This window comes from Polaromonas sp. P1_F2 (assembly GCF_056405735.1).
The window spans coordinates 321,669-338,511 of sequence record NZ_JBFUBN010000001.1 but is presented as its reverse complement, the minus strand read 5'-3'; the positions used below and the strand labels follow the sequence as shown (position 1 = coordinate 338,511).

At 64.5% G+C, this 16,843-nt stretch carries 17 protein-coding genes; 3 read left to right on the top strand and 14 right to left on the bottom strand.

Translation table 11 applies throughout. The features are described 5' to 3' along the window. Window positions 1-64 precede the first annotated feature (64 nt). Entirely contained in the window at window positions 65-1,168 is a 1,104-nt protein-coding gene (locus tag AC1D0O_RS01640; RefSeq protein ID WP_477651810.1) for a sulfotransferase family protein, read from the top strand. A gap of 52 nt (window positions 1,169-1,220) precedes the next feature. Beyond that, on the top strand, window positions 1,221-3,845 hold the full coding sequence (locus AC1D0O_RS01635) for a response regulator (RefSeq protein WP_477651809.1): 2,625 nt from the start codon (window positions 1,221-1,223) through the stop codon (window positions 3,843-3,845). An 18-nt stretch (window positions 3,846-3,863) separates the two neighbouring features. On the opposite strand, the gene AC1D0O_RS01630 is transcribed toward AC1D0O_RS01635, so the two are convergent. Further along, entirely contained in the window at window positions 3,864-4,559 is a 696-nt protein-coding gene (locus tag AC1D0O_RS01630) for a sulfite exporter TauE/SafE family protein (RefSeq protein ID WP_477651808.1), read from the bottom strand. Window positions 4,560-4,581: 22 nt separating this feature from the next. Then, window positions 4,582-5,964, bottom strand: a complete 1,383-nt coding sequence (gene hemN, locus AC1D0O_RS01625) for an oxygen-independent coproporphyrinogen III oxidase (RefSeq protein ID WP_477651807.1) — start codon at window positions 5,962-5,964, stop codon at window positions 4,582-4,584. 202 nt (window positions 5,965-6,166) lie between these two features. Here hemN and AC1D0O_RS01620 point away from each other — a divergent pair, with 202 nt between their 5' ends. Continuing rightward, window positions 6,167-7,267, top strand: coding sequence for a fatty acid desaturase (locus AC1D0O_RS01620; protein ID WP_477651806.1), 1,101 nt, complete (start codon window positions 6,167-6,169; stop codon window positions 7,265-7,267). On the opposite strand, the gene AC1D0O_RS01615 is transcribed toward AC1D0O_RS01620, so the two are convergent. The 12 genes from AC1D0O_RS01615 to ccoN form a co-directional block, all read right to left on the bottom strand. After that, complete coding sequence (locus AC1D0O_RS01615; protein ID WP_477651805.1) at window positions 7,261-8,016, bottom strand: helix-turn-helix domain-containing protein; 756 nt, start codon at window positions 8,014-8,016, stop codon at window positions 7,261-7,263. The two genes, AC1D0O_RS01620 and AC1D0O_RS01615, sit on opposite strands and share 7 nt — an antisense overlap. 17 nt (window positions 8,017-8,033) lie before the next feature. Then, window positions 8,034-8,444 carry a response regulator gene (locus tag AC1D0O_RS01610; protein WP_477651804.1) on the bottom strand — a complete coding sequence of 137 codons (411 nt, stop codon included), beginning with the start codon at window positions 8,442-8,444 and terminating at the stop codon, window positions 8,034-8,036. A gap of 129 nt (window positions 8,445-8,573) precedes the next feature. After that, window positions 8,574-9,431, bottom strand: a complete 858-nt coding sequence (locus tag AC1D0O_RS01605) for a universal stress protein (protein ID WP_477651803.1) — start codon at window positions 9,429-9,431, stop codon at window positions 8,574-8,576. Between the two features lie 82 nt (window positions 9,432-9,513). Then, entirely contained in the window at window positions 9,514-10,158 is a 645-nt protein-coding gene (locus AC1D0O_RS01600) for a response regulator (protein WP_477651802.1), read from the bottom strand. Further along, window positions 10,155-11,438 (bottom strand): PAS domain-containing sensor histidine kinase, encoded by a 1,284-nt coding sequence (locus AC1D0O_RS01595; RefSeq protein WP_477651801.1) that lies wholly within the window; start codon window positions 11,436-11,438, stop codon window positions 10,155-10,157. Before AC1D0O_RS01595 ends, AC1D0O_RS01600 begins: the two co-directional genes overlap by 4 nt. A 73-nt stretch (window positions 11,439-11,511) precedes the next feature. Continuing rightward, window positions 11,512-11,817: a hypothetical protein gene (locus tag AC1D0O_RS01590; protein ID WP_477651800.1), complete on the bottom strand. Its 306-nt coding sequence runs from the start codon at window positions 11,815-11,817 to the stop codon at window positions 11,512-11,514. 33 nt (window positions 11,818-11,850) lie between these two features. After that, window positions 11,851-12,108 carry a nitrogen fixation protein FixH gene (locus AC1D0O_RS01585; protein WP_477651799.1) on the bottom strand — a complete coding sequence of 86 codons (258 nt, stop codon included), beginning with the start codon at window positions 12,106-12,108 and terminating at the stop codon, window positions 11,851-11,853. A 30-nt stretch (window positions 12,109-12,138) separates the two neighbouring features. Next, window positions 12,139-13,563 carry a cytochrome c oxidase accessory protein CcoG gene (gene ccoG / locus AC1D0O_RS01580; protein WP_477651798.1) on the bottom strand — a complete coding sequence of 475 codons (1,425 nt, stop codon included), beginning with the start codon at window positions 13,561-13,563 and terminating at the stop codon, window positions 12,139-12,141. 7 nt (window positions 13,564-13,570) lie between these two features. Then, the gene (gene ccoP / locus AC1D0O_RS01575) at window positions 13,571-14,494 is read right to left on the bottom strand and encodes a cytochrome-c oxidase, cbb3-type subunit III (protein WP_477651797.1); all 924 of its coding nucleotides are present in this window, start codon (window positions 14,492-14,494) and stop codon (window positions 13,571-13,573) included. A gap of 66 nt (window positions 14,495-14,560) precedes the next feature. Continuing rightward, on the bottom strand, window positions 14,561-14,698 hold the full coding sequence (locus AC1D0O_RS01570; RefSeq protein WP_477651796.1) for a cbb3-type cytochrome oxidase subunit 3: 138 nt from the start codon (window positions 14,696-14,698) through the stop codon (window positions 14,561-14,563). Window positions 14,699-14,710: 12 nt separating this feature from the next. Beyond that, window positions 14,711-15,340 carry a cytochrome-c oxidase, cbb3-type subunit II gene (ccoO, locus tag AC1D0O_RS01565; protein WP_477651795.1) on the bottom strand — a complete coding sequence of 210 codons (630 nt, stop codon included), beginning with the start codon at window positions 15,338-15,340 and terminating at the stop codon, window positions 14,711-14,713. A 28-nt stretch (window positions 15,341-15,368) separates the two neighbouring features. Further along, a complete protein-coding gene (ccoN, locus tag AC1D0O_RS01560; protein WP_477651794.1) occupies window positions 15,369-16,802 on the bottom strand; it encodes a cytochrome-c oxidase, cbb3-type subunit I in 1,434 nt (477 codons plus the stop codon). Window positions 16,803-16,843: the final 41 nt, after the last annotated feature.

Here is a 16,843-nt window from a genome sequence, read left to right as displayed (position 1 = left end):
TCTTTGGCCTTTTTGTGTTGAATATTTCAGCATATTCAATTTAAACAATAACGGGAGCAGGCATATGGAGGTAGCAGGAGCAAAGGATGTCGGCGCCGTTGTGCACTCTCGCCCGCGGCCGATCCTGATGATTCCGCTGCGGCGCTGCGGCAGCCATGCGTTGCGCTTGCGCCTGAACTTCAATCCACATTTTTACTCGCCCTATCCGCTGCATATCGTGGATTTCATGCCCTTGGTGCCGCTCTATGGCGATCTTTCCGATGACCAGGCGTACTTCCGCATGGTGGTGGATGTGGTGGGCTTGCAGGCCGCAAGCCCGGTAAAGTGGTCAAACGTGGTATTTGATCCGAGGCAGGTATTCGAGGCGATACGCCACGAACGGCGTAGCGTGCATCGCATCGTCTGGGAATTGCTGCTAAGCGCCGGGGAGCAGCATGGCGCAAGAATCATCATGGATAAATCGCTCGACAGCGTGCACTATGCGGACGAGTTGATGAGCCTGTTTCCGCAGCTGCTGTTCCTGAATGTTGTGCGAGATCCGCGCGCGCAGGTCGCCTCAATGACCCGCGCCATCATCCACGATTTCGATACCACCCTGAACGCGAAGGCATGGGTTGATGCCTATCGTGTGGCGCTGTCACTGGCCGAGCGATATCCGGAACGGGTGCTTACCGTCCGCTATGAAGATTTTCTTGCCGATCAAGAGAGCACGCTGCGCAAGGTCTGCCGCTTTTTCGGTATCGAGTACCTGCCGCAAATGCTGGATGTAACGCGTTCGCACGAGGCGCAGCAGCTCTCCCACATGTCGGCGCTCTGGGCTTCAAATTGCTTCGCGCCGATAGCCGCCAACACGGACAAGTTCAAAACGCAACTTTCGATGAAAGAGATCGAAGTGATCGAAACCTTGGCGCGCGACTACATGGCGCTTTATGGCTATGAACGGATGACCGATGCACAGGCAGTGATCAGCGACAACATGATGGTGCGCTCCCGTGAATGTTCCGAGGTGGCGAAGCGATGCGCCTGGCGCGATCTGGAGCACAACGATTACCGGGATTTCATTTTGCGCCGTTTCCGGTTGGACTATCTGCAGCAGGTGCGCAATCGCCTGGAAGATTTGTCGATCGCCGATGCAGCCAAGGTCCGCGATGCGGCGCGCATTGCGTGAAATTCCTCGATAGCGAACCTGGCGAAATTGCATGCGAAATAAAGAAACTGCGATGAAACATTGGCAATTCGGCGGCATCAAAGGGAAATTCCTTATTGGCCTGGGCTCCATGCTGGCATTCACCGCGTTGATCGCCATCACCGGAGTGTGGTGGATCATGAAGCTGGAGCGCGTCAACGATGAGGTCGTTGACGCGGGACTGAAGGTTGAGCGGCAGATCAAGGAATGGCATCGTTTGACGCGGGCCAATACCCTGCGGACGCTGCTTCTTCTCAAAAGCAATGACCCGGCACTTGAAAAGGAAGTCCGCGTCGAGATTGACGACACGGTCAAAAATGTCAACGGCATCCTGGGCCAGCTGAAGACAGCCTTGCACGACGGCCCGATTGCGGAAACCTTTTCCACGGCAACAGAACGGCGCCTGGAATACCAGAAGATCCGCAGCGACGCATTTCGGGCAAAAATGACCGGCGACGAGCGCGAAGTCAACCGCATCATCGGGCAAGAACTGATGCCTGCGCAGAACAGCTTTCAGGCGGTGGTACAACAGCTGTCCGACCAGCAGGTCGAGCAGATGCAGGAGCTGATCACGAGCAACAATGCGCAGTCGGAACGGGTGCAATTCATTGTTGCGGCCTCCACCTCGACCACGTTCGGCTTGGCGCTGTTGTTCTGGCTAATCGCGCGCAAACGCTCCCGGGAGGTCGAGCGCACGCTGAATCACCAGCTGTCGGAAAGCACGGAACTGCAACAGGCAATCCTGGATAGCGCCAATTTCTCCATCATCTCGACGGATACCAAGGGCATGATCCGTCTGTTCAACAACGGCGCGCATCGCATGCTGGGTTATTCGGCCAGCGAGGTTTTCGCCCGGCATACACCTGACTTGCTGCATGACAAAACCGAAATGGCGGAGCGCGCGCAGCAGCTAAGCATCGAACTGAGACAGCCTGTCACGGCCGGTTTCGAAACGCTCGTTGCCAGGGCGCGCGGCGGCTCGGCAGACGAGCGGGAATGGACTTATATCCGTAAGGACGGCAGCCGTTTGCCCGTCATGGTATCGGTCACGGCGCTGAGGGATGAGCAGCTCGCGCTCACTGGTTTTCTTTGCGTTGCCTACGACCTGATAGAACGCAAGAAGGTCGAAAACATGAAGAACGAATTCATTTCGACGGTCTCGCACGAATTGAGGACCCCGCTCACCTCCATCCGCGGCTCGCTCGGACTGATCTTCGGCGGCGTGGGCGGTGAGCTGCCTGAGGCCGTGAAGAACCTGGTGGGTATCGCCAAGAGCAACTGTGAGCGCCTGATCCGGTTGATCAACGACATGCTGGACAGCGAGAAGATCGAGTCCGGCAAGATGCGCCTGGACCTGCAGGTCATCGACATCAAGCCGCTGGTCCAGCAGGTGCTGGCCGCCAACGAGGGTTTCGCGGGCCAATACAGCGTGACCTTGCGGCTGCAGGCACCCGATGCACCGCTGCAGGTGCGCATTGACGGGGACCGCATGATCCAGGTGCTGACCAACCTGCTGTCCAATGCAGTGAAATTTACGCCACCGGGCGGGGCGGTGGAGGTGCGGGTATCGTGCCTGGCCCAGAGTGTGCGGGTCGAAGTGGTGGACTGCGGCCCCGGTATTCCGGAAGAGTTTCGTAGCCGAATTTTCCAGAAATTTTCGCAAGCGGATTCTTCCGACACCCGGCAAAAAGGCGGGACCGGTCTCGGGCTCAACATTTCCAAGGCGCTCATCGAGAAGATGGGCGGCAGCATAGGCTTTAGCAGCGCGGTGGGCACGGGCACCACCTTCTTCTTCGAATTGCCCGAATGGCAGAACACGGTGCCGCTGCTGCAGCCGTTCCGGGCCAAGGCTGATTCCTTCCAGCCGCGCATCCTGATTTGCGAGGATGACCCCGACGTGGCAACGCTCATCAGCATGATGCTGGCCAAGGCGGGGTTTGAGACTGAGACGGCGTATAGCGCGGAGCAGGCTTTGGCATGCCTTGCGCGGAGCAGCTACGATGCCGTAACCGTGGACCTGAAACTGCCGGGCCAGAACGGCATGGCTTTCATCAGTGCGCTGCGCGACAACGAAAGCACACGCAAGCTGCCGGTCGTGGTGATCTCGGCCCTGGCCGAGGAAGGTCAGCTGCAGTTCAACCACAAACCGCTCACGGTCTCGGATTGGCTGCAAAAGCCGATTGATGAGGACCAGCTGATCCAGAGCGTACGACGGGCCGTCGCCGGCATGCCGTCCGGCAAGCCGCGCATACTGCATGTGGAAGACGATCTCGATATCCAGCGCATCGTTGCCGAGGTCGCCCGGGATTTTGCCATCTTCAAATTTGCCGCTACGCTGGACGAAGCCCGTGCCCTGCTGCAGGAGCAGCGCTTTGACCTGGTGCTGCTGGACCTCGGGCTGGGCAAGGAGTCAAGCTGGGACCTGGTGGAAGACATCGATGCGCTCGATCCGCGGCCGCCGGTGATCGTGTTTTCGCCCAGCGCCGCGGACCTGACGGTAAGCAAACAGGCCGAGGCCGTCCTGCTCAAGGTCCGGACCTCCAACATTGAGCTGTTAAGCACCATCCGGCGTATTCTGCAGATTCCCGCAGACCCTCCCGCCGTCCCAGGCCCGGTGCAGACCCATGCCGGCCCCTCCCCGCCGCATTTTTTACATTGAGGGCGAGCCTGATATCCCTCACGCCAGCCCGCACCACTGCGCGATGCGATGCGTCATGTCGCCCCACAGGCCAAACACGGCCGCCAGAACGAGCACACCACCGGCCAGGCGCACGCCCAGTTGCCCGCCCAGGCCGTTGCCGGCACGCCGCAGCCCTGCCAGCAGTTGCGGCGCCAGCAGCAGGGAGATGCCGCTGCCCACGGCAAAAGCCGCCATGGCCAGCGCCCCCTGCAGCGGCCCGCCGCTCAACGACGCCACCAGCAGCGCCGAATACAGCAAGCTGCAGGGCATGAAAGCCCACAGCGCGCCGACAGAGAACATACCGCCGCGCGAAACGGCCACGGCCCCCACCCGGGACCAGGCCGATCGCCCTGCCCGGTCCGCCCAGGCCGGCTGGCTGGCGTTGACCACCAGCATCAGTCCCCAGCCCAGAACGGCCAGGTGGAACAGCACCCAGAGCGGCTTGACCACGGCGGCCTGTTCCGTCATCCAGGCAAAACTTTGCACCGCTGTCGCCGCCGCCGCGCCGGCGGTGGAATAGCCCACAAGCCGCCCGGCCTGGAAGAGCAGCGGCGAATGCGGCCGCCGCTGCGGTTGCGTGCCCATGCGCCCTATGCGTCTCAAGCCGCCGCAGGCCGCGCCGCACATCACGGCGCAGTGCGGGCCACCGGCCAGTCCCATCAGCAAGGCTGTCGTGGCGAGTGCGTAAGACATGATGGTGCGGACCTCAAGCCGCCTAAATGATGCGCGAGAACCGGCTGCGGTTGAGGTCGGACTGCAGGTAGCGGTCAAACACCATGGCGACCGCGCGCAGCACAAACCGGCCTTCGGGCGTCACCGCTATGCCTGCGTCGGATAGCACCACCAGGCCGGCGCTTTCCAGTTCGCGCAGGCGCTCCAGTTCCGCCGCGAAGTAAGCCTTGAAGTCCAGCATCCAGGCGAGTTCTATCGATTCGAACCATACCTGGCCCTGGCACATGATGGCCATGATCACCGCGCGACGCGCCAGGTCGTCCCGGCTCAGCGCCAGGCCGCGCGTGACCGGGAAGCGCCCCTGGTCCAGCAGGTCGCAGTATTCCTCCAGCGTCTTGGCGTTCTGGCTGTAGCTCGCGCCGACCGCGCCTATGGCCGACACCCCCAGGCCGACCAGGTCGCGGTCGGGCTGGGTGCTGTAGCCCTGGAAGTTGCGATGCAGCCGGCCCTCCCGGCTGGCCACGGCCAGCGCATCGTTCTCGAGGGCGAAATGGTCCATGCCGATGTAGCGGTAGCCCGCGCCCTGGAAACGCTGCATGGCTTCGGCCAGCATGGCGGCCTTGTCTTCGGCCGCGGGCAGCAGCGCCAGCGGGATGTGCCGCTGCGGCTTGAAGCGTTCCGGCAAATGGGCGTAGGCGTAGAGGGCGATGCGGTCCGGCCTGAGCTCCTCGATCTGGCGTATCGTGCGCGCGAAGGAGGTTTGCGTCTGCCGCGGCAACCCGTAGATCAGGTCCACATTGATGGATTCAAAGCCGAGCGCGCGCGCCTGCGCGACCAGCGCGAACACCTGCTCCGCCGGCTGGACGCGGTGCACGGCCTTCTGCACGTCGGTATCAAAATCCTGCACGCCGAAGCTCAGGCGGTTGAAGCCCAGAGCGGCCAGCGCGGACAGGCGCTGCTGGTCCACGGTGCGCGGGTCCACCTCGATGGACATCTCCGCTCCTGCGACGATGTCGAAATTGCGCCTGAGCATGTCCATCAGCTGCGCGAGTTCCGCGTCGGACAGAAAAGTCGGTGTGCCTCCGCCCAGGTGCAGCTGGCTGACAGGCTGGCCCGGGCCCAGGCGCGCCGTGTACAGGGCCACTTCTCGCTCCAGGTAACCCAGGTAGGCCGCGGCGCGGCCGTGCTGTTTCGTGATGATCTTGTTGCAGGCGCAGTAGTAGCACAGCGACTCGCAAAACGGGATATGCACATAGAGCGACAGCGGCGCGGCCGAGGCTTCGGCCCGGGATCGCCTGTCGTCCAGCGCGCGGCCGTGGTCGCCGGCGCTAAAGGCCTCGACAAAGCGGTCCGCCGTGGGGAAAGACGTATAGCGCGGCCCGGAGATGTCGAAGCGCTTGAGGGCCTGGGGTAGAACTGCGGGCATGGAATGCTTGGGGGAGTGTGAGGCCTCCACTGTGCCGCCGCGCCGCCCCGGCCGCGTTGACATGGATCAACGGGGGCGCAGGGGTAGGCGCGTTTGCCTTGTGCTTGACCTGCGTCAAATCACGGGGAGGGGCGCGCCGTAAGCTGGCGGCTTCGCTATCGCCCTGGGTCCAAGGGCCCCGGCCGCTAACCCTTCACTCCTTATGCCCAACTCCCAAGCAATCCAAGCCTCCCCCGCCACTCCCCTTCCCCACCGAAAAGTTCTGCGCTCCTGGCTTCTCCCCATCTCCGCCAAAAACACCGGCATCGCCCTGGCGCTGGCTCTGATGGATTTCGTCCTGTTCGCCGCCTGCATGGCCGGGGCGCTGCTTGCGCGCCATCCCGCCGGGCAAATACTCATGTCCCTGCTGGCCGGCTTCATGATCGCCAGGCTGTTCATCCTGGGCCACGATGCCTGCCACCAGAGCTTCACACCGCACCGCAGGCTCAACCGCTGGCTGGGCCGCCTGCTGTTCCTGCCCTCCCTCACGCCCTACAGCCTGTGGGATGTCGGGCACAACATCGTGCACCACGGCTATACCAACCTCAGCGGCTTTGATTTCGTCTGGCAGCCTTCGACCCTGCAGGCCTACCAGCGCATGCCCGCCTGGCGGCAATGGCTGGAGCGCTCCTACCGCAGCGGCTGGGCGCCCTGGCTTTATTACCTTCTGGAAATCTGGTGGAAGCGGCTGTATTTCCCGTCCAAAGCCGTGATGCCCACGCGGCGCGGCATTTTTGTGGCCGACAGCCTGCTGGTCACTGCCGTCGCCGCGGCCTGGGTCGCCGGCCTGCTTGCGGCGGCATCGGCGACCGGCCAGTCGGTGCCCTGGCTTCTGGGTGTCGGGTTTTTCCTGCCGCTGCTGGTGTGGAACGCCCTCATGGGTTTTGTGGTCTACGTGCACCACACGCACACCCGCATCGCCTGGTACGACAACAAGAAGAGCTGGTCCGACGCCAACCCCTTTGTCTCCACCACCGTGCACCTGAGCTTCAACACGTTTTTTGGCGCGGCGCTGCACCACATCATGGAGCACACCGCCCATCACGTGGACATGGGCGTGCCGCTGTACCGCCTCAAGCAGGCCCAGGCCATGCTGGAAGCCCGGCTGCCCGGCCACATCGTGGTGCAGCCTTTTTCCTGGCGCTGGTACTTTGACACCGCGCGCCGCTGCAAGCTCTATGACTTCGAGCGGCGGCAGTGGACGGATTTTTCCGGCAGGCCTACTTCAGAAGAAATGGCCGGCGCCCTGCCCGCGCCTCAGTGAACCCGGGTATCGAAGACGCGCTTGAGCGCCGCGTGGTCGACGATGCGGATATGGCGTTTGTCGACTTCGAGGATGCCCTGCTGCTGGAATGCGGAAAACGTGCGGCTCACGGTTTCCAGCTTCATGCCCAGGTAGCTGCCGATCTCGGCGCGCGACATGCGCAGGTGAAACTCGCCGGCCGAATAACCACGCAGCTTGAGCCGCTGCGACAGGTTCAGCAGGAAGGCGGCCAGGCGCTCTTCGGCATTCATGCTGCCCAGCAGCATCATCAGGCTGTGTTCCCTGACGATTTCCCGGCTCATCAAACGGCTCACGGCTTGCTGCAGGTCGGCGCTGCTCGCGGCCAGGCCGCTGATCTGGTCGTAGGGAATGGCGCAGACCTCGGTGTCTTCGAGCGCCGTCGAGTTGCTCGCATAAGAACCGTTGGCGATGCCGTCCAGGCCCATCAGTTCACCGGCCATCTGGAAGCCGCTGACCTGTTCACGGCCGTCGGCCAGCGTCAGGCTGGATTTGAAGGTGCCCATGCGCACCGCGTAGATGTTGCGAAAAGGCTGGCCCTCATGGTAGAGCGCCTGGCCCGCCTTGACCTTGCTGCGGTTGAAGCCGAGCCCGTCCAGCCCGTTCACGTCGGCGGGCGTCATCCCGCAAGGCAGGCAGATGTCCCGCAGATTGCAGTCTGAGCATCGGGTCGTCAGCGGCGGGATGGCGGCGGCGGGTGTATGGACGGCGGATGAACAGGCTGGGGTCATGACGGCTCCTTTTGGGATCAAGCGTAAGAAACGGGTTGGCCTGCCGGCCGGGTTTTCACAAGTCCGGCCACGGCGTTGCCGAGCTGGTAGAACTCGGCGTGTTTGTCGAGAAAGCAGGCGGCGCCCGCGGCCAGGTAGCGCGCGCGGTAGGCTGGCTCGGCGTGGTTGCTCAGGACGATGAAGGGGATACCCGGCGTGGCCTTGAGGACGGCTTGCAGCACCTGCATGCCCGTGCCCCTTTCGAACTGAACGTCGAGCACCACCACGTCGGGCCGGACTGCCAGGATGCCTGAAACAGCCAGTTCCGGCGTATCGGCCTGCCCCGCGATTTCCATGCCCTGGTTGAGCAGCATCGCGGCCACCCGGCTACGGCTCAGCGCGGAGTCGTCGGCCAGAAAAACCCGGGTGGGTGAGGCGGTGTGTTGCATGCCCCTACTGTCGCGCGGGCGGCGCTTTCGGGACATCGGCCTTTGCTGAAAGGCCGGCTCGGATAAGGCTGGTTTGCCGGGGGCCGGCGCTCCGAGCCCGGCTCGGAATTTTCCTAGAAGCCCGGACGCCTAGTGCGCCATCAGCACCGGCAGCGTCATGCTTTTGAGCACGGTCCGGGAGGCACCGCCCAGCAGCCATTCATGCGCGCGGGCGCGGCCGTAGCAACCCATCACCAGCAGGTCCGCCTGCAGGTCGAAGGCGCGTGAGAGCAGCAGCTCACCGAGGTTGTCGGGTTCCACGTCTTCCCGTTGCCAGCCGGCCTTGACACCATGGGCCTGCAGGTGGGAAACGATGTTCGGGCCTCCGGCGGAGGCCGCCGCGTCCGCGCCCCAGCTCAGGATGTGCACCACGCTGGCCTGGCGCAGCAGGGGCAGCGCCGCCGCCACGGCGCGCGCGGCCCCAGGGCTGGGCTTCCAGGCAATCACCACACGGCCCGGCAAACCGGGCCTGGCCGAGGTATAGGGAAGCACCAGCGCGGGCCGCCCGCTCAAGGCGATCACCGTTTCCGGAAAATCCGCCGGCATCAGCGTGGACCAGCCCTCGCCCGGGCCGTGCTGGCCCAGCACCAGCAGGTCCGCGTACAGCGCCTGCTCCGCAAAAGCCGGGGCCAGTGGAAATTCGTGGATTTCAGCCCAGGCGGCCGGCAGCCCGGCGGGCCTTAGCTGCTCGAACACCGATCTCGCGCGTGCCAGCTCGGTGTCCTGGGTGTTTTGGCGCCTCACGGCCAGGCCCGGGCCCATGCCAGCGGCGACGGGAAGCGCCTCCGAAGCCGAAGGCGAGGCATACAGCGCGGTGATGCCGGCGCCGTGCAGGGCGGCAAGCCTGCAGGCAAATTCAAGGCGTTGCGCGAACTGCGGCGAGGCATCGGCGTGGACCAGCAGTTGTTTGAGTTCGTTGCCCATGGCGCCCCCGGTGCAGAGTTTCAATACCTTGACTCTAAGGAGATGCACCCGCGGCCGTATTGACCCTGGTCAACACCATGCGCATTTCGCGGCAGCCCGACGGGCCTCAGGGATCCAGTGGCTCGGCCAGCCCATGCTTGAGCGCGTAGCGGATCAGCTCGTTCTGGTTCTGCAGCCCCATTTTTTGCATGAGGTTGGTCTTGTGGGTGCTGACGGTCTTGACCGACAGGTTCAGCTTTGTCCCGATGTCCGTCAGGGAAACACCGGCCACCAGCAATTGCAGCACCTCGAACTCACGGTTGGAAAGGCTCTCGTGCGGCACCGCCTCGCTGCCTGGCATGGCGCCCAGCGCGAGTTGCTCGGCCACCTCGGCGCTGATGAAGGCGCCGCCCGAGGCCACCTTGCGTATCGCCTGCTCCAGCTGGTCCGGCGCGCTTTCCTTGGTCAGGTAGCCGCTGGCGCCGTTCTTGATGGCCCGCACGGCGTATTGCAGTTCCTGGTGCATGCTCAGCACCAGAATGCGCAGCTGCGGTTTTTCGGCGCGCACCAGCTTGATCAGCTCCATGCCGCTGCGGCCGGGCATGGACAGGTCCAGCACCAGCACGTCGAAGGCCAGCTCACGCACGCGCTGCATGACTTCCGTGCCGTTTCCAGCTTCGCCCGCGACCTCCATGTCCGCGATGGACGATACGATGCGTTTGAGCCCCTCGCGCACGATGGCGTGGTCGTCGGCCATCACAATCCTGATCATGGGGTGTCTCCTGTTTCGGTTGTTTCGGGCACCGGGATCACCACGCGAACGCGGGTGCCGCGGCCCGACGCCGTGTCAATCTCCACCGTCCCCTGCAGCAACCGGGCCCGCTCACGCAAACCCATGAGGCCCAGCGAACTGGTCTTGCGCGGCGCATCCAGCGAAAAACCGGCGCCGTCATCGGCGACCTCGAGGACCACCGCCGCGGCGGTTCTTTCAATGCGCACGTCGACCCGCGACGCCCCGGCATGCTTGGCCACGTTGACCAGCGACTCCTGCACGATGCGGAACACCGCCGTGGCATAAGGTTCGCCCAGCTCCACTTCTTCATCGAGCGACAGCCGGCACGGCACGCCGTGGCGCTGGCTGAAATTGTGGGTCAGCCACTGGATGGCCGGCACCAGGCCCAGGTCGTCCAGCAACAGCGGCCGCAGGTCCGAGGCGATGCGCCGTGTCGCGGCGACGGTGGTGTCCAGCAGGCCCAGCATGTCGTCGAGTTTGGCCCGCACGGCATCCGCATCGCGCGGCATGGCCTCGCGGACCCAGGTGGCATCCATCTTGATCGCCGTCAGCGACTGCGCGAGTTCGTCATGCAGTTCGCGTGCGATCCGGGTTTTTTCGCTTTCGCGGATGGCGTGGGCCGCCGAGGCGAAGGCGCTCAGTTCTTCGCCTGCGCGCACGCGCTCAGTCACGTCGCGCAGGATGACGGTGTAAAGCTTGCCGTGCGCGGTATCCAGCTGCGAGATCGAGGCCTCCAGCGGGAACTCCTCGCCGCTGGCCCGGAGCCCGTAGAGCACCGTGCCGTCGCCCATGCGCCGCGAGGTCGTGCCGGTCTGGCCGAATCGTTTGACCTGGTCACCATGCGCGCCCTGGTGCCGCTGCGGGATCAGGCGCGTGAGTGGCTGGCCCAGCATTTCGCGCGTGGGCCAGCCGAAGATCTTTTCGGCGGCCTTGTTGTAGAGGATCACGTGCTGTTCGCTGTCGACGGTGATGATGGCGTCCATGGCCGAGTCCAGCAGGCCCGCCAGCCTCGCGTCCGCGCCCTCCAGCGCCTGCTTGCCGGCCCGGTCGCGCGCCGCGTCGCGCCCGGCCAGCAGCCAGGCCATGCCGCAGGTGGCGGCGGCCAGCGCCGCGACCAGCGGCAGGCCCGGCAGCGATTGCGGGCTGGATGCCAGATGGACAGCGGCCAGCAGGGTAAGGGTCGCCATCACGGCCAGCACAATGGCCATGGAGCGCCGGCGCCTGGGCACCGCATCGCCAATGTGGGGAAAGAGGGACATGGCGCAGTTCGGGAGTGAGGGGCCGATCTTACCGCCCTGCCCTGTTCCGGAAACAGGTGCGCCGGTGCCGGCTTCAGTCCTCATGCGGCGGATACGGCGGATGAGGCGGATCTGCCGGCTCCAGCCGCGTCCGGCGTGAGGCCGCCGTCCCCGCCGCCGGCGCGGGCCCGGTCAGCAGCACCGTCAAGGCGCTCGAAGCCGCGCAGGCGAACCAGAACACAAAAAAGACGGCCGTCTGGAACGCCAGCCGCGAAAGCCCCGCCGGTTGCCCATCCCTGAGCATCTCTTCAGGGTCGAACAGCCCGAACAGCAGCAGTTCCAGCAGGCAGGCCGCCAGGAAGGCCGGCCAGGCAATGCCCAGTATCTTGTTGGCTGACATCACACGGCCTCCTTGTTTTCAGTGTTGTGGCGATCAGGGCCGCGCGGCCTTGTCGGGCGTGGCCGCGTGGTTGCGCCCTTCCAGGGCCGGGGCCAAGGCCCTGGGCTGGCCCGGCTCGCCGCTGCGCGAGACCCGCGCCGGCTTCTGGCCGATGATCACGGCGTCCGGATATTTGACGGCGAGGAAAGCGGTGATGATCCCCGCGACCACCACCATCGCGGGGCCGGAAATCACCAGCCAGACATGGCCGTGCCTCCACCAGGGAGAGGCTTGGGTGGGAAGGGTATTCATGAGAGGCCTTTCATCGCGATTCATCGCGATTCATCTCGGAACAAGGAACACGGACTTTTCTTCGACGTGGGCGCGCCCGCTTTCATCGGCGATGCGGAACACGATGGGATGCGAGCCGGCCTCGGCCGAACCATAGGGAATCTGCAGCCGCACCGCGACCCAGCGCGATTCGGTGGGGCCGACCTTGACCTCAACCTCGGAGGCGACCGCCAGGCCGTCCAGCCCGGCCGCCGCGATGGTGTAGCGCTGCCCCTGCTCTGTGGCGTTCATGATTTGCAGGCGGTAAACGTTTTCCAGCCGGCCGCCGGCCGCGATGCGCGACAGCGCCGCGCGGTCCCGCACCACGTCCACCTTCAGCGGCATGCGCGCCATCAGGCTCCACAGCAAGGCCAGGCACAGAACGCCCAGCAGCGCCGTGTAAACCAGCACGCGCGGCCGCAGCACCCGGCGCAGCACGCGTGAAGCGTTCCATTTCCCGGCCAGCGCGTTCTGGGTGGTGAAGCGGATCAGGCCGCGCGCATAGCCCATCTTGTCCATCACGCCGTCGCACACGTCCACGCAGGCCGCGCAGCCTATGCACTCGTACTGCAGGCCCTCGCGGATGTCGATGCCGGTCGGGCAGACCTGCACGCACAGGGTGCAGTCCACGCAGGAACCCAGCGCCAGCGCTCCGATGTCGGCATGGCGCGACCGGGCGCCGCGCGGCTCCCCGCGCGCCGGGTCGTAGCTCACGATCAGCGTGTCCTTGTCGAACATCGCGCTCTGGAAGCGCGCATAAGGGCACATGTATTTGCACACCTGCTCGCGCAGGAAACCGGCGTTGCCGTAGGTGGCGAAGCCGTAGAACAGCACCCAGAAGATTTCCCAGCCGCCCATTCTGGTTTGCAGGAACTGCAGGATCAGCTCGCGGGCCGGCACGAAATAGGCGACAAAGGTGAAGCCGGTCCACATCGCCACGCCTATCCAGAGGATGTGCTTGAACCACTTCTTCACCAGCTTTTCGAGCGAGAACGGCGCGCCGTCCAGCCGCAGCCTGGCCGTGCGGTCGCCTTCGACCTTGCGCTCTATCCACAGGAAGATTTCGGTGTACACCGTCTGCGGGCAGGCAAAGCCGCACCACAGCCGGCCCGCCACCGCCGTGAACAGGAACAGCGACAAGGCGCTGGCCACCAGCAGGCCGGTCAGGTAGATGAAGTCCTGCGGATACAGCACATAGCCGAACAGGTAAAAGCGCCGCGCCCCCAGGTCGAAAAGCACGGCCTGGCGTTGCCCCCACTGAAGCCACGGCAGGCCGTAGAAGAACAGCTGGGTCAGGATGACGAAGGCCCAGCGCCAGCGCGCGAACAGCCCGCTGACCGAGCGCGGGTAGATCTTCTTCTGCGCCTCGTACAGAGACTCCCCGGCCGGCTGCACCGGCACGATGGGAATGGTTTTGCGCAAGGGAAGCTGGGTCACCGTCGCCTCAGAGTTTCGCCGCGGCGGGTGCGGGTTTGTTGGACAGGCCCCAGATATAGGCCGTCAGCACGTGGATCTGCGCTTCCGTGAGCTTGCCGCCCTGCGCGGGCATCTCGTTGGTCTTGCCCTTGTTGACGATGTCGACGATAGCCTGCTCACCCCAGCCGTGCAGCCAGATGTCGTCGGCCAGGTTGGGCGCACCTATGGCCGTGTTGCCCTTGCCGTCCACGCCGTGGCAGGCCGCGCAGGCCGTGAATTTCGATTTGCCGAGCTGGGCGCGCACCGAATCGTGCGGGCCGCCCGACAGGCTCAGCACGTACTGCGCCACGTTGCGCACGTCGTCGGGTGTGCCAACGGCCGCGGCCATGGGCGGCATCTGCCCCTTGCGGCCCCCGGTCAGGGTTTCCTTGATCTTCTCGGCCGAGCCGCCATGCAGCCAGTCGCTGTCCGCCAGATTGGGAAAGCTCTTGCTGCCGCGCGCGTCCGAGCCGTGGCACTGGGCGCAGTTGTTCATGAAGAGGCGCTCGCCCACCGCCATGGCGTTGGCGTCGCCCGCAAGCTGCTCCGCGCTTTGGCCGGTGAACTGGGCGTACAGCGGCGCCAGCTCCTTGTCCGCCTTGACCATGGCGGCATCGTATTCACCGCGCGTGCTCCAGCCCATCTCGCCCGGGTAGGTGCCCAGGCCCGGGTAGGCAACCAGGTAGAGCAGCGAATAGACCACGGTCAGGACGAACAGCCACATCCACCAGCGCGGCATCGGGTTGTTGGCCTCGCGCAGGTCTTCGTCCCAGACGTGGCCTGTCGTGTTGTCGCTGCTCGGGACCACTTTTTTGCGGGCCGTGGCCCACAGCAGCACCAGCGCGCCGAGGATGCCGACCAGGGTCAGTGCGGCCACATACCAGGACCAGAAGTTGTCGGTGAAATCGCTCATGGCTCACACCCGATGTGTTGTGCGGTGAATAAAAAACCGGTGAAGAGGTTCTGCATGGCGGGGCTCCTAGTCCTGCAGGAAGGGAATCTTTGCGTCCTCTTCAAAGCGCTCGCGGTTGCGCCTGGAATAGGCCCATACCAGCAGGCCGATAAAGGTGGCAAAGCACAGCAGGGTGGCGATGATGCGCAGCGTGTTGACGTCCATGGCTGTTTTCCTTTATTTCAGGGCCTTGCCCATGATCTGCAAATACGCCACGAGGGCATCCATTTCCGTCTTGCCCTTCACCACGGCGGCGGCCTCGGCGATTTCGGCGTCGGTGTACGGCACCCCCACCCTGCGCAGCGCGGTCATGCGCGGCGCCGAGTCGGCGGGGTCGACGGCGGTTTTTTCCAGCCAGCTGTAGGCCGGCATATTGGATTCGGGCACGACGTCGCGCGGGTTGTTCAGGTGGATGCGGTGCCATTCGTCGGTGTACTTGCCGCCCACGCGGTGCAGGTCGGGGCCGGTGCGCTTGCTGCCCCACTGGAAGGGATGGTCGTAGACAAACTCGCCGGCCACCGAGTAGTGGCCGTAGCGCAGCGTCTCGGCGCGGAACGGCCGGATCATCTGCGAGTGGCAGTTGTAGCAACCCTCGCGCAGGTAGATGTCGCGGCCGGCCAGTTGCAGCGCGCCGTAGGGCTTGACACCTTCCAGCGGCATGGTGGTCGACTTCTGGAAGAACAGCGGCACGATCTCCACCAGGCCGCCGACGGCGATCACCAGCAGGATCAGGATGATCATCAGGAAGTTGTTGGTCTCGATCTTCTCGTGAGAGAAGCCGGCGGCCGATGTGTTGTCATCTTTCATGGGAGGTTCTTTCTTCTCATTACTCTTGTCATGCGTGGGCCAGTGCCGGCACGGCCACCCGGACAGCCCGGCCCTTGGTCACCGTCATGCAGACGTTCCAGGCCATCAGCACCATGCCGCCCAGGTAGAGCACGCCGCCGAAGAAGCGCACCACGTAGAAGGGATAGGTGGCCTTGACCGATTCGACAAAGGTGTAGGTCAGGGTTCCGTCGGTGTTGATGGCGCGCCACATCAGGCCCTGCATCACGCCGGCGATCCACATGGCCGCGATGTAGAGCACGATGCCCACGGTGGCCATCCAGAAATGCACCTCGATGGCGCGCACCGAGTGCATCTGCTTCTGGCCGAACAGGCGGGGGATCATGTAGTACAGCGTGCCCATGGAGATCAGTCCCACCCAGCCCAGCGCGCCCGAATGCACGTGTCCCACGGTCCAGTCGGTGTAATGGGACAGCGCGTTGACGGTCTTGATGGACATCAGCGGGCCCTCGAAGGTGCTCATGCCGTAGAAGGACAGCGAGACGATCAGGAAGCGCAGGATGGGATCCTCGCGCAGCTTGTGCCAGGCGCCCGACAGCGTCATCACGCCGTTGATCATCCCGCCCCAGCTGGGCGCCAGCAGGATCAGCGAGAACACCATGCCGACCGACTGCGTCCAGTCAGGCAAGGCGGTGTAGTGCAGGTGGTGCGGGCCCGCCCACATATAGGTGAAGATCAGCGCCCAGAAGTGGACGATGGACAGGCGGTAGCTATAGACCGGCCGCTCCGCCTGCTTGGGGATGAAGTAATACATCATGCCCAGGAAGCCCGCGGTCAGGAAAAAACCGACGGCATTGTGGCCGTACCACCACTGCACCATGGCGTCCTGCACGCCGGCGTAGGCCGAATACGACTTCATCCAGCCGGCCGGCACCTCGGCGCTGTTGACCACGTGCAGCACCGCCACCGCCAGGATGAAGGCGCCGTAAAACCAGTTGGCCACGTAAATGTGCCTGACCTTGCGCACGCCCAATGTGCCGAAGAAGACCACCGCGTAGGCGACCCAGACCACGGTGATCAGGATGTCGATGGGCCACTCGAGTTCGGCGTATTCCTTGCCCGTGGTGTAGCCCAGCGGCAGGCTGATCGCGGCAGCCACAATGACCAGCTGCCAGCCCCAGAAGGTGAAGGCGGCCAGCCGCGGCGCGAACAGCGGCACGCCGCTGGTGCGCTGGACCACGTAGTAGCTGCTGCCGATCAGCGCGCAGCCGCCGAAGGCGAAGATCACCGCATTGGTGTGCAGCGGCCGGAGCCGGCCGTAGCTGAGCCAGGGGATGCCGAAGTTCAGTTCAGGCCAGGCCAGTTGGGCCGCGATGAACAGGCCCACCGCCATGCCCACCACACCCCAGAGCACGGCTGCCAGCGAGAACTGGCGCACCACCGTGTCGTGATAGGCGATCCCTTGCGTCGATTCTTGGTTCATGAAGCACCTTTTGTCTTGATGCTCCAAAGTGTCGGCGCGGC

What these genes read in the sequence shown, in the direction of transcription:
- AC1D0O_RS01640 (WP_477651810.1), top strand. Translation starts at nt 65, where the DNA reads ATGGAGGTAGCAGGAGCAAAGGATGTCGGCGCCGTTGTGCACTCTCGC.
- AC1D0O_RS01635 (WP_477651809.1), top strand. Translation starts at nt 1,221, where the DNA reads ATGAAACATTGGCAATTCGGCGGCATCAAAGGGAAATTCCTTATTGGC.
- AC1D0O_RS01630 (WP_477651808.1), bottom strand. Translation starts at nt 4,559, where the DNA reads ATGTCTTACGCACTCGCCACGACAGCCTTGCTGATGGGACTGGCCGGT.
- hemN (WP_477651807.1), bottom strand. Translation starts at nt 5,964, where the DNA reads ATGCCCGCAGTTCTACCCCAGGCCCTCAAGCGCTTCGACATCTCCGGG.
- AC1D0O_RS01620 (WP_477651806.1), top strand. Translation starts at nt 6,167, where the DNA reads ATGCCCAACTCCCAAGCAATCCAAGCCTCCCCCGCCACTCCCCTTCCC.
- AC1D0O_RS01615 (WP_477651805.1), bottom strand. Translation starts at nt 8,016, where the DNA reads ATGACCCCAGCCTGTTCATCCGCCGTCCATACACCCGCCGCCGCCATC.
- AC1D0O_RS01610 (WP_477651804.1), bottom strand. Translation starts at nt 8,444, where the DNA reads ATGCAACACACCGCCTCACCCACCCGGGTTTTTCTGGCCGACGACTCC.
- AC1D0O_RS01600 (WP_477651802.1), bottom strand. Translation starts at nt 10,158, where the DNA reads ATGATCAGGATTGTGATGGCCGACGACCACGCCATCGTGCGCGAGGGG.
- AC1D0O_RS01595 (WP_477651801.1), bottom strand. Translation starts at nt 11,438, where the DNA reads ATGTCCCTCTTTCCCCACATTGGCGATGCGGTGCCCAGGCGCCGGCGC.
- AC1D0O_RS01590 (WP_477651800.1), bottom strand. Translation starts at nt 11,817, where the DNA reads ATGTCAGCCAACAAGATACTGGGCATTGCCTGGCCGGCCTTCCTGGCG.
- AC1D0O_RS01585 (WP_477651799.1), bottom strand. Translation starts at nt 12,108, where the DNA reads ATGAATACCCTTCCCACCCAAGCCTCTCCCTGGTGGAGGCACGGCCAT.
- ccoP (WP_477651797.1), bottom strand. Translation starts at nt 14,494, where the DNA reads ATGAGCGATTTCACCGACAACTTCTGGTCCTGGTATGTGGCCGCACTG.
- AC1D0O_RS01570 (WP_477651796.1), bottom strand. Translation starts at nt 14,698, where the DNA reads ATGGACGTCAACACGCTGCGCATCATCGCCACCCTGCTGTGCTTTGCC.
- ccoO (WP_477651795.1), bottom strand. Translation starts at nt 15,340, where the DNA reads ATGAAAGATGACAACACATCGGCCGCCGGCTTCTCTCACGAGAAGATC.
- ccoN (WP_477651794.1), bottom strand. Translation starts at nt 16,802, where the DNA reads ATGAACCAAGAATCGACGCAAGGGATCGCCTATCACGACACGGTGGTG.